10 protein-coding genes and 1 pseudogene are annotated in these 12,273 nt (G+C 51.0%); 10 read left to right on the top strand and 1 reads right to left on the bottom strand.

Features of this window, described 5'->3' with window-relative positions:
- Position 1 precedes the first annotated feature (1 nt).
- Both bcp and DI14_RS01915 read left to right on the top strand, forming a co-directional pair.
- The gene (bcp, locus tag DI14_RS01920; protein ID WP_081825801.1) at positions 2 to 439 is read left to right on the top strand and encodes a thioredoxin-dependent thiol peroxidase; all 438 of its coding nucleotides are present in this window, start codon (positions 2 to 4) and stop codon (positions 437 to 439) included.
- Between the two features lie 225 nt (positions 440 to 664).
- Positions 665 to 2,026, top strand: a pseudogene (locus tag DI14_RS01915) (alanine/glycine:cation symporter family protein).
- A gap of 38 nt (positions 2,027 to 2,064) precedes the next feature.
- Here DI14_RS01915 and DI14_RS01910 read toward each other — a convergent pair.
- A complete protein-coding gene (locus DI14_RS01910; protein ID WP_034804509.1) occupies positions 2,065 to 3,768 on the bottom strand; it encodes a methyl-accepting chemotaxis protein in 1,704 nt (567 codons plus the stop codon).
- Between the two features lie 217 nt (positions 3,769 to 3,985).
- Between DI14_RS01910 and gatC the strand changes: the two genes are divergently transcribed.
- The 8 genes from gatC (at position 3,986) to DI14_RS01870 (ending at position 12,070) form a co-directional block, all read left to right on the top strand.
- Entirely contained in the window at positions 3,986 to 4,276 is a 291-nt protein-coding gene (gene gatC, locus DI14_RS01905) for an Asp-tRNA(Asn)/Glu-tRNA(Gln) amidotransferase subunit GatC (protein WP_024370560.1), read from the top strand.
- Positions 4,277 to 4,286: 10 nt separating this feature from the next.
- On the top strand, positions 4,287 to 5,729 hold the full coding sequence (gene gatA, locus DI14_RS01900; RefSeq protein WP_034804506.1) for an Asp-tRNA(Asn)/Glu-tRNA(Gln) amidotransferase subunit GatA: 1,443 nt from the start codon (positions 4,287 to 4,289) through the stop codon (positions 5,727 to 5,729).
- Positions 5,730 to 5,741: 12 nt separating this feature from the next.
- Positions 5,742 to 7,172 carry an Asp-tRNA(Asn)/Glu-tRNA(Gln) amidotransferase subunit GatB gene (gene gatB, locus DI14_RS01895; protein WP_034804504.1) on the top strand — a complete coding sequence of 477 codons (1,431 nt, stop codon included), beginning with the start codon at positions 5,742 to 5,744 and terminating at the stop codon, positions 7,170 to 7,172.
- 62 nt (positions 7,173 to 7,234) lie between these two features.
- Entirely contained in the window at positions 7,235 to 8,233 is a 999-nt protein-coding gene (locus tag DI14_RS01890) for a diacylglycerol kinase (RefSeq protein ID WP_034804501.1), read from the top strand.
- Between the two features lie 94 nt (positions 8,234 to 8,327).
- Complete coding sequence (gene rlmD, locus DI14_RS01885) at positions 8,328 to 9,686, top strand: 23S rRNA (uracil(1939)-C(5))-methyltransferase RlmD (RefSeq protein ID WP_034804498.1); 1,359 nt, start codon at positions 8,328 to 8,330, stop codon at positions 9,684 to 9,686.
- Positions 9,687 to 10,046: 360 nt separating this feature from the next.
- A complete protein-coding gene (locus tag DI14_RS01880; RefSeq protein ID WP_034804496.1) occupies positions 10,047 to 10,385 on the top strand; it encodes a hypothetical protein in 339 nt (112 codons plus the stop codon).
- 93 nt (positions 10,386 to 10,478) lie between these two features.
- Positions 10,479 to 11,741, top strand: coding sequence for a hypothetical protein (locus DI14_RS01875; RefSeq protein ID WP_034804493.1), 1,263 nt, complete (start codon positions 10,479 to 10,481; stop codon positions 11,739 to 11,741).
- Between the two features lie 11 nt (positions 11,742 to 11,752).
- Positions 11,753 to 12,070, top strand: coding sequence for a hypothetical protein (locus DI14_RS01870; protein WP_034804491.1), 318 nt, complete (start codon positions 11,753 to 11,755; stop codon positions 12,068 to 12,070).
- Positions 12,071 to 12,273: the final 203 nt, after the last annotated feature.

Raw genomic sequence — 12,273 nt, 5'->3', positions numbered from 1 at the left:
GATGTTAGCACCGACATTCACATTACCGAACCAAAACGGCGACATGATCTCGCTTGAACAGTACCGCGGCCAAAAGGTCGTCCTCTATTTCTACCCGAAAGATTCGACGCCGGGCTGCACGACCGAGGCGTGTGACTTCCGCGACGCGATGCCGAAACTGTCAGGCGCCGTCGTCATCGGTATCTCGGCCGACAGCCAGAAGAAGCATCAAAACTTCATCAACAAGCACGAGCTCCCGTTCGACCTGCTCGTCGACGCCGACCATGAAGTGTCGGAGCTTTACGGCGTCTGGCAACTGAAGAAGAACTACGGGAAAGAGTACTACGGCATCGTCCGTTCGACGTTCCTCATCAATGAGGACGGCTATATCGAACAGGAGTGGCGGAGCGTCAAAGTGAACGGGCACGTCGACGAAGTCGTCGCGGCCGTCACGTCATAAGTTTGAATCGGTCTCCCAAAAAGGGGGCCTTTTTTTTGTAGGTATCGTTTACAATTTGATGTCAATCTCCCGTGATGGATGTCCACGTATATGAACGCCTCAGCCCGTTTGTGACAAGTTGTTTACACGGGGAGGAGGGGATTTTGCGCCAGGACGAACTGGACGTGTATGTGAATCTTCTGAAAAATGGGAAGGGCAACGGTACGACATAGGGGGAACGGACAGATGACACAATTTGAAAACTGGTTAACGGCGTTATCGGACCTTGTCTGGGGTCCACACTTACTTATTTTATTGATTGGGACGGGAATCTTCTTGACCGTCCGACTCGGCTTCATCCAAGTGACGCGACTCGGGTTCGGCTTGAGAGAGGCGTTCATCCCGAAAGCGAAAGCTGAACAGAAGAAGCAACGCGGGGACATCACCCATTTCCAGGCACTCATGACCGCGCTCGCCGCGACGGTCGGAACCGGGAACATGGTCGGGGTCGCGACGGCAGTCGTCCTCGGTGGGCCGGGCGCCATCGTCTGGATGTGGCTATCCGGCTTTATCGGGATGGCGACGAAATACGCGTAGGCCATCCTTGCCGTCAAATATCGCGTCGTCGATGAGCGGGGCGAGATTGCCGGTGGCCCGATGTATTATTTGGAGCACGGCTTGAAGAAACGTTGGCTCGGCATGACGTTCGCCTTGTTCGCGGCCATCGCCGCGTTCGGGATCGGCAACGGCGTACAGACGAACTCGATTAGCCTCGCGCTCAACACGTCGTTCGGCGTCCCGATGATTGTGACCGGGCTCACGCTCATGGTGTTGACGGCGTTCGTCATCCTCGGTGGCGTGAAGTCAATCGGGAAAGTCGTCGGCGTGTTCGTGCCGGTCATGATTTTCGCCTACGTCGTCGGTGGTCTCACCATTCTCGTCATGAACTTCGAGTTGATTCCGTCGGCGTTCGCGACCATCTTCGCGAGCACGTTCAGCGCTGAAGCGATCGGCGGCGGGGCGCTTGGGGCCGCGATTCGATACGGTGTCGCGCGCGGCGTGTTCTCGAACGAGGCCGGACTCGGTTCGGCACCGATCGCGGCCGCGGCCGCAAAGACTGATTTCCCGGGACGACAGGCGCTCGTCTCGATGACGCAAGTGTTGATCGATACGCTCATCGTCTGTTCGATCACGGGCTTGACGATCGTCATGAGCGGGCAATACGCGAGCGGTCTGCAAGGCATCGAGTTGATGCAAGCGTCGTTCGCGTATTTCCTCGGACCGGTCGGCGAGCTGATCGTCACCATCTCGCTCGTCTTCTTCGCCTTCTCGACAGTGATCGGCTGGTGCTACTACGGGGAACGATCGATTTATTACTTGTTCGGCGAGCGGTCGATCGTGCCGTATCGTGTCCTATACATCGTTGTCGCCGGACTCGGCGCCATGACGACGAATTTGAACCTCATCTGGGCCATCTCGGACGTGTTCAACGGGTTGATGGCAATCCCGAACTTGATCGGGTTATTGTTCTTGTCCGGCGTCGTCGTCGCAGAGACGAAACGGTTCGAGTTGGAACGACAGAAAGAGTTGCGGAAGTCCATCGCTTAATCAAAATGGAAGCCTCCTTCACAGGAAGCTTCCATTTTTTATACTTTGAATTGGCTAATCAGTTCGTTCAACTCGTCCATCTTTTGTTGCGACATCTCGGTGGCACGGTTCAACTCCCCGAACCGGTCGACCGAGAGGGTCACTTTCTCAGCAATCTCTTGCGTGCCGAGCGCGCCGTTGTTCACTGTGACGGCGACGTCTTGGATGACAGATATCATGTTCGACGTCAACTGTTCGAGCTCGGTCGCGGCGTCGGCGAACTCGGAAGCGGTCGTCTCGAACCGTCCCGCGTCTGCGCTGTACTGTTCGGCCGCCTCTTCGAGTTGGTCGTAGTCTTTGACGACGTTCGTGTCGAGGAAGGAGAGCATCTCGCTCGACGTCTCGTTCAGATGGTCTACCGACTGGAGCACGGTCGCCGAGATGCCTTGGATCCGTTCGACGGTCGAGCGGCTCGTCTCGGCGAGCTTTCGAATCTCGTCGGCGACGACGGCGAATCCGCGGCCCGCTTCACCGGCACGCGCGGCTTCGATTGAGGCGTTCAAAGACAACAGGTTCGTCTGGGCGGCGATGTCTAGAATGTCGTTCGTGAGCGTCGCAATCTCGCGTACCGCCTTCGCGTCTTGCATCGCCCGCTCTAATCGTTGCCGGGTCGAATCGAGGACGTGGAGAGCGGACGATTTCGCTTCGACGGCATGGCCACGGAGGGCGACGGCCCGGGCATCGACCCGTTTCGCCTCGTCTTTTCGTTCGGCGGCCATCGAGACGATGTGTTGGAGCGTCCGTTCCATGTCGGAAGCCGAAGCGTTCATTTCCTGGGCGCTCGCGGCCGTCTGTTGCATGCCGGCCGTCAAGTCCTCGGTCGTCGCGGCCGTCGTCGTCATATACGTGTCGAGCGCTTTTAGCTCTTCATACGTGTTGGCCGACTGTGCGGCGACACCGCGAGACACGTCGTTCACCTGTAGGATGAGTTGACGCAAGTTGGCGATGAATTGGTTGAAGTCGCGTGCGAGCCCCGAAAACTCGTCTCGGCGCTTCACCGGAATTGCCGTCGTCAAATCGCCTTCGCTCGTCGCGAGTTCCCGCATCTTTACTTTGAACTCGTTGAGCGGTTCGAAGATGGAGCGGAAGATGAACAGCATCATGGACACCGTGAAGATGGCCGCGAGCACCATGATGACGATGAGCGTGAGCTGTACTTGTTCAAACAGCGCCTCGCCTTGTTCCGTGTCGGAGATGATGGCGTCACGGTTCAAGTTGACGAGAAGGCCGAGCGTGTTCGACAGCGCATCCGCACTCGGCGTCGCCGTGTCGCGGATATACGCCTCGGCCTCAGCTTGGCCTTCCTCGTTTGAGATGCGCAATAGTTCCGTGATGTTCGTTTGAAACGTCGTCCACTGCGTCTCGGCCTGATCGAACAGTTCTTGGTCAGCTTGTGTGATGATCGTCGATTCATAGCCGCTCATCCGTTGCTTTAAAATCGTGACGCCCGTCTCGACGTCGCGCTCGACGTTCTGTTTCGTCACTTCGTCCTCGACGAGAGCGTGTCGAATCAGATGGCGCCGTATCTCGAGCAACTGTTTGTCGACTTGATGAATCTGGTCCATGCCTGGCACCCACGACACGGTCATATCTTCTTGTGCGGCCTTCGAGGCGTTCAAGGCGTATAACGCATAACCGCTCACACCGAGCAACAAGACGAGCAAGACGGTGAACGCGGCAATCAGTTTATTCCGGATTGACATAGTGATCCTCCCCATATGTACAGTCTTCTCTTTAAGCATAAGGAGATTGGGCGGTTCATCGAATAGCCGTTTTTGGAAACGAGTCAATGTTCGGGTCAGATTTCCCATGTTTGTAAAAAATGAAGCTGATTTTTACCGGATTGGATTTTCTTTTTTGTCTTATGAAATAGTGGTATGATAAGGAACGATGTATGAAACCATGTTGGAGGTGTGAAGATTGACTCGAATCACAGAAGATGAAGTACGGCACGTCGCCGGACTCGCCCGCCTTGCGATCACAGATGATGAGGTGACGCACTTCACGGAGCAATTGACAAAAATCCTCGAGTTCGCGGAGCAACTCGATGAACTCGATACAACGGGCGTCATCCCGACGACCCATGCCCTAGATTTGAAAAACGTACTACGCAAAGACGAGGTCCGCCCGTCGCTTCCACGCGAGGAAGTCGAACGGATGGCACCTGATTGGGAAAACGGCCAAGTCCGCGTCCCAGCCGTCTTTGAATAAGGAGGCCCCTATGAGTTTATTCGACCACGGTGTAGCGAAGCTGCATGCCTTATTAAAAGAAGGCGAGGTCACGGTGACGGACCTCGTCAAAGAATCGTTCGACCAAATTGAACGCACGGATGAGAAAATCGGTGCGTTCTTGGCGCTCAACGAGGATGCGTTCGAGCAGGCAAAACGGATGGACGACCTCGCGAAGACAGCGGACAACCCGCTCTTCGGATTGCCGATCGGCGTCAAAGACAATATCGTCACGAAAGGGACGCGGACGACGTGTGCCTCGAAGTTCCTCGAGAACTTCGTCCCGGCCCATGACGCGACGGTCGTCGAGCGTCTCCATGACGCCGGTGCCGTCACGATCGGGAAGCTCAACATGGACGAGTTCGCGATGGGCTCGTCAAACGAGAACTCGGCGTTCAAAGTCGTCCGCAACCCATGGGACCCGACGCGTGTACCAGGAGGTTCTTCAGGCGGTTCGGCCGCAACGGTCGCGGCCGGACAAGTCCTCTTTAGCCTTGGCTCGGATACGGGCGGTTCGATTCGTCAACCGGCGGCCTATTGTGGCGTCGTCGGGATGAAACCGACGTATGGTCTCGTCTCACGTTACGGCCTCGTCGCCTTCGCCTCGTCGCTCGACCAAATCGGTCCGCTCACACGTACGGTCGAAGACAACGCCTACTTGTTGAACGCGATTGCCGGGCATTGCGAGATGGACTCGACGTCATCGACGGTCGAGCTTCCGGACTACACGAAGTCGCTTCACGGCGACATCAAAGGCTTGAAACTCGCACTCCCGGAAGAGTTCATGGGGGAAGGCGTATCGGACGGTGTCCGTAAACAAATCGAGGAAGCGATCGAGACGCTCAAGTCGCTCGGTGCGACGGTCGAGACGGTATCGCTCCCGACGGTGAAATACGCGCTCCCGACATATTACTTGCTCGCTTCGTCTGAAGCATCTTCGAACCTCGCCCGCTTCGACGGCATCCGTTACGGACGCCGCGCCGAGGCCGACGCGCTCGAAGAAGTGTTCACGTACTCGCGTGAGCAAGGGTTCGGCGAAGAAGTGAAACGTCGCATCATGCTCGGAACGTACGCTCTTAGCTCTGGTTACTACGATGCGTTCTACAAGAAGTCGCAACAAGTTCGCACGCTCATGAAGCAAGACTTCGCGAACGTGTTCGAAAAGTATGATGCCATCATCGGACCGACTGCGCCGACGATCGCGTTCAAACTCGGTGACCAGCTCGAAGACCCGCTCACGATGTACGCCAACGATATTATGACGATCCCGGTCAACTTGGCGGGCGTCCCGGCCATCTCGGTCCCGGCCGGCCTGTCAGAAGGACTCCCGGTCGGTCTTCAAATCATCGGGAACCATTACAGTGAACCAACACTCTACCGCGTGGCCCATGCTTTCGAACAAGCAAACGGCGGTTTCAAAATGCCACAGCTTTAAGGAGGACGGACGATGAACTTTGAAACGATCATCGGGATCGAGGTGCACGCCGAGCTGAGCACGAAGTCGAAGATTTGGTGTGGCTGCTCGCGCACGTACGGTGCCGAAACGAATACACAGACGTGTCCGATTTGTCTCGGACACCCGGGCGTCTTGCCTAAATTGAACGAAGAGGCGGTCAACCTCGCCATCAAGGCCGCGATGGCACTGAACTGTGAAGTCGCGACCGACACGAAGTTCGACCGCAAGAACTACTTCTATCCGGACACGCCGAAAGCGTACCAAATCTCGCAGTTCGACCAGCCGATCGGCTTCAACGGTCACGTCGACGTCGAAGTCGACGGCGAGATGAAACGGTTCCGCATCGAGCGGGTCCACCTCGAAGAAGATGCCGGGAAGATGAACCACACGGGTGAGAAGCATTCGGTCGTCGACTTCAACCGGACCGGCTCACCGCTCATCGAAATCGTCAGTGAGGCCGACATGCGCTCACCGAAAGACGCCGTCGCGTACCTCGAGCGCTTGAAAGAAGTGCTCTCGTTCGCGGGCGTCTCGGACGTCAAGATGGAAGAAGGGTCGCTTCGTTGCGACTGTAACATCTCGGTCCGTCCGTTCGGTCAAGAACCGTTCGGGACGAAGACGGAACTCAAAAACTTGAACTCGTTCTCGAACGTGTTGAAGGCGCTCGAGTATGAAGAAGACCGTCATCGCAAACTCCTCATCACGGGTGGCGTCATGCGTCAAGAGACGCTTCGTTTCGACGAGGCGGCGAAGAAGACGATTCTCATGCGTGTCAAAGAAGGCGCGGCCGACTATCGCTACTTCCCAGAGCCGGACCTCGTCCGTCTCGAGATTGACGAGGCGTGGAAAGAACGCATCCGGGCGACACTTCCGGAACTGCCGGCGGCCCGTCGCGAACGCTACATGAGCAATTACGGCTTGTCGGCGTATGACGCGAAGGCGCTCACGTCGACGCGTGAGTTCTCGGACTTCTTCGAAGCGACGACGGCGGCCGGTGCCGAGCCGAAAGCCGCGGCGAACTGGCTCATGGGTGAAGTGCTCGGCCACTTGAACAAGTCGGACGAGACGATCGAGACGATGAAACTCACACCGGGCGCGCTCGCAGAGTTGATTCGTTTGATTGGAGACGGTACAATTTCTTCGAAGATCGCCAAGCGTGTGTTCACGGCCATGATGGAAGAAGGCGCCGAACCGAAAGCGTATGTGGAAGCGAACGGCCTCGCCCAAATCTCGGACGAGAACTTGCTTCGCGGCTACATCCTTGAGTTGTTCGAGGCGCATCCGCAAATGATTGAAGACTTTAAGAACGGGAAAGACCGGGCGAAAGGCTTCATCATCGGGCAAATCATGAAACAGACGAAAGGGATGGCGAACCCGGCACTCCTCGATGGCTTGTTCCACGAAGAGATTGCCAAACGCTGATAAAGCGGCGAGGCACTTGTGCCTCGCTTTTCGCTCGATATGAGCAAAGGGAGAGAAAGAGTATGCAACGGAAACGTGCGCGGGTCATCTATAACCCGACATCAGGAAAAGAAGTGATCAAACGGGAGCTCCCGTACATCTTGAACCGCTTAGAGGATGCGGGTTATGAGACGTCGACGTACGCGACGAAAGCGATTGGTGACGCGACGCAGGAAGCCGTCCGGGCCGCTGCGGCCGAGTTCGATTTGATTATCGCGGCCGGCGGGGACGGGACGCTGAACGAAGTCGTCTCGGGCCTTGCACCGCTCGAGACACGTCCAACGATCGGGCTCATTCCGGTCGGCACGACGAACGACTTCGCCCGTGCGATGCGTATTCCATTGAGTGTCGTCGGGGCGCTCGACGTCATCTGCGACGGCTTCGAGATGCCGGTCGACCTCGGTGAGATTGAAGGCGAGAAGGGTGACATCCACTACTTCATCAATATCGCCGGCGGCGGCATCATGACCGAGCTGTCATACGAAGTGCCGTCGAAGTTGAAGACGGCGCTCGGCCAGCTCGCGTATTACGTCAAAGGGATGGAGAAGCTACCGCTCATCAAACCGACGTACATCGAACTCGAACATGACGAAGGGACGTTCAGCGGCGAGGTGATGATTTTCCTCACGTCGAACTCGAACTCGGTCGGCGGATTTGAGAAAATCTCACCGCACGCGTCATTGAACGATGGCTTGTTCGACTTGTTCATCTTACGGAAATGTAATTTGTTCGAGTTCATCCATGTCGTCGGTCTGTTGCTCCGTGGCGAGCACTTGACGAGCCCGCTCGTCGAACATTTCAAGACGAGCCACGTCAAGATGAAGACGACGGAGTCGATGAGCCTCAACATCGACGGCGAGTACGGCGGGGAATGTACCGGCGAGATGCGCAACTTGTTCCGTCACTTGACGGTGCTCGCACCGAACGCGCGCATTCGCGAGATGGAAGAACTGAACGCCCGATATGAGCGCGAACAGATGATCAAACAGCTGTTCAACGTGTCAATCGAGAAAGCAGAATGAGTCGGCTCGGCGTGGCGCACACGTCGAGCTTTTCGTTCGCCTCGAACGGGTAACGGTATATACAGGAATTTTGGAATCGAGAAAGGAGAGGCACATGCTACCAGTGAAAAAGAATGACCGTCTCGACGTCGACATCCACGACCTCACCCACGAAGGGGCAGGCGTGGCGCGCGTCGACGGCTATACGTTGTTCGTCCCGAACGCGCTCCCAGGGGAGACGGTCGAGATCGTCGTGACGAAGACGAACAAACAGTACGGGTTCGCCCGCTTGATCGATGTGAAACAAGCGAGTGCGGACCGCGTTGAGCCACCGTGCCCGATTTTCTATCAGTGCGGGGGCTGTCAGCTCCAACACTTCAGCTACGACGGCCAGCTCCGTCAAAAACGGGACCGTGTCGTCGATGCGTTGAAGCGACTTGGCCAATTCGATGTGCCTGTCCACGAGACAATCGGCATGCCGGAACCATGGCGTTACCGCAACAAGGCACAAGTGCCGTTCAAAGACGAGGCCGGCCGCCTCGTCGCCGGTTTCTATCGTCCACGTTCGCACGATATCGTCGAGATGAAGGAATGTCTCATCCAAGATGAGCGCAACGATGAGGCCGTCCAAGTCGTCCGTGACGTGCTCGCGGCGCACGGTGTGCCGGCGTACGATGAGAAGACCGGGCGCGGCGTCATCCGCCACGTCATGGCCCGTTACGGCTACCATTCGGGTGAATTGATGATCGTCCTGATCACGAAGACGACGAAAATAAAAGGCGTGAACGAGATTGTCGCCGACATCGTGAAACGTCTGCCGGACGTGACGTCGATCATGCAAAACATCAACCCGGACAAGACGAACGTCATCTTGGGTTCGACAAACAAATTGTTGTATGGCCATGAGACGATTGAGGACAAGATCGGTGGACTGACGTTCACGATTTCCCCGCACTCGTTCTTCCAGGTCAACCCGGTCCAGACGGAGAAGTTATACGGCAAGGCGCTCGAATACGCGCAACTGACCGGGACGGAACAAGTCGTCGACGCCTATTGCGGCATCGGGACGATCAGTCTGTTCCTCGCCCGGAAAGCGGCGCACGTGTACGGCGTCGAAGTCGTACCGGAAGCGATTGAGGACGCGAAACAGAACGCGCTCGTCAACGAGATCGACAATGTGACGTACGCGTGTGGCGCAGCCGAAGACGTGCTTCCAAAGTGGAAGCAGGATGGCATCAATCCGGACGTCATCGTCGTCGATCCACCACGTAAAGGCTGTGCCGAGTCGTTCCTCGAGACGATGGTCGAGATGGCACCAAAGCGGATCGTCTACGTGTCGTGTAACGTCGCGACGCAGGCGCGCGATATGCGTTACCTCGCCGACCGCGGCTACCGACTTGTCGAAGTCACACCGGTCGACATGTTCCCCCATACGGCGCATGTGGAGACGGTGGCGTGGTTGGAGAAACTATAGTAATTAAAGAGCTTAAGAACGACAATAATTGAACTGAACCCCGAATGATGGACACTTGAAAATTACCACACTGAACTGCCCCACCAAAGTTGGATTTTTCATGTCCAACTTTGGTGGGGCAGTTCATTTTGGGGTTTTTTTATATAAGTAATTGGATGTAAATGAATTAAATATGGAAATTCAACATTATTATTGTCATACTTTATAAAGTAGTATTAATAAATAGAAATATATAATAGAGGGGAGATATTCATAAGAAGAATAATGAGGGATTACATATATTTAATAAATGCGAGTTTGGGTTTTATTAAATAGAGTTTTATTAGATAGAAACGTTAAATTAAACAGGGGAGGTAAGTTATGAGAGGGTCACTGTGGAGCAAATGGGAACTACATATACATACGCCAGGTACAAAACTTAATGACCAATTTTTGGATAGTGAAGGGAAAAGTATAAAACAATCTGAAAATCAATTAATATGGAAAGAATATTGTGAGAAACTAAATGAAAGTGGGATTAGTTGTTTTGGTATTACTGATTATTTCTCTGTTGAAAATTTCCTTAAACTTCGAATCAATAGGGAAGAATGGGGCTTAAATAATGAAATTGTGTTATTCCCTAATATTGAATTGAGGGTAACGGGGTTAATTTCAGCTAAAAACAAAAAAAGCCGCACAGCCATGTTAATATTCATTTGATTTTTAATGAGAACATTGAGGAAATCAAATTGACAAAATTCTTAAGGTATTTAGAAGTATCTGGTACTAACGGTAAATCAATGAACTTTAGTGATGACATTGAATTTTTTAATAAGTAACGGGAAAATTCCAAGTCTACCTAGTATAGAAACAGTAAAACAAGCTTTAATAAAAAGTCTAGGTGACAGATATAAAGATGACTGTATTATATTAATTCCTAACGGAAGTGATGGAATTTCAAAAGAAGAAGGAAATGGATTCGCCCAAAATCTTAATTTTATGAAGGAAATGGTAGATATAATCCAGACCATCAACAAAAAAGATAAACTATTTTATCTAAACGAATGCAGAAGTATATATGATAAAACTTACCCATGCATTTCTGGTTCGGACGCTCATTCGTTTGAAAGATTTACTGAGTATGAGATTGAAAAAACCACATGGATTAAAGCCGATAAGACTTTTTATGGTCTAAAATCAATTTTATTTGAACCTGAAGAAAGAGTTTGTATTCAATCGAATAGCCCTGATTTAAAGCTGAAATCTAAAGTGATAGATTACATAAAGCTTCCTCAAAAAGATTTTGATGGGCAACATATATACTTTAATTCAGGAATGAATGTAATTGTCGGTGGACGCTCTAGTGGGAAATCATTACTTCTTTCTCTATTAGCAAAAAAAGTTGGTAACGTAAGCTCGTTAAAACGAAATAATAATTTATACGAGCAATTGATACAAGAGAAATTGGAAGATACAAATGCCTTTCTTTTAGATGGTTCAGCGACTAATGGAGATACATTAATAGAGTTTTTTTATCAAGACAAACTTCAAGAAATTGCGTCTGATGTTAATAAGAGAAATAAATTTATTATTGAGATTATAGGCGAAGACAATCAAAATCGACAAATGATTCTTGATCAAAAAATCAAAGTAGTAACAGAGATTAATATAAAAATGATGAGGGAACGTCAATCGAATCTCACCTTAGTTTCTACAATCAATAAGTTTCAAACTGAACATCAAATTAAAGATAATATCGAAGAAGTAAAAAGTAAATTAAAGAGTCTGTATAGTGATAATAAGTTTCAAGACGATGACTTTGAAAAGCTTAATCGAGAAATGCAAAATCAAATATCAAATGAATCGCGATTGAATCAGGAAATTAAAAACTATGAATCTATAAAACAAATTAATTTTTATGCTTTAAATTCTAGTTTACCAGCGGATAAAAGACCAATAATTAACTCTATCCATGAACTTTACAAATCTCAATTGAATAAATTAAATACAGAAATTGAGGGAGAGTTAAATCGAAAAATTGATTCTATTAATGTTTCACTAGAAAAATTAAACTGAAGATTTCAGAAATGAAAGTGAGTGAAATTTATCGAGCATATGGTGACAGGATTGAAGCTAAACCATTGATTGAAGAACTAGAGAAACAGGAGAAACAGCTTGACTCATTAGTATCCCTAACGAAAGAAAGAGAAGAGTCCAATGAAAGAATAAATGAAATGATTGGTACAATAATTAATGAAATTAACTTGTCTGATTTACTAACGGAAAATAGAATCTTAGATAAGTTATCAATAAAGTTGTCTGTAGTTACATCCATAAATGAAAATATACTTTTTGAAATTTTCAAATCGACGTTTAAAATTAACTTAAATATTTTAAAGATTTAGCTTGTGGGATATTTAAAAATCCATCTACTTGGGATGAAGAACATAATAAACTTAAGTCGAAGGAAACTCTTGAAGATTTAATTTCGACTATCAACAATATTTTACTTACCAATAACAAAGAAATATACAAAGTTAATAATGACGAGTATTCGTTCATCTCAAAGATAGCTGAGTTAAAGTATTTAATTCGGGATTATAAAATT

It is taken from the genome of Exiguobacterium sp. AB2, assembly GCF_000696055.1.
GTDB classification, from domain to species: Bacteria; Bacillota; Bacilli; order Exiguobacteriales; family Exiguobacteriaceae; genus Exiguobacterium; species Exiguobacterium alkaliphilum.
This window is presented reverse-complemented; position numbering and strand designations above follow the sequence as displayed.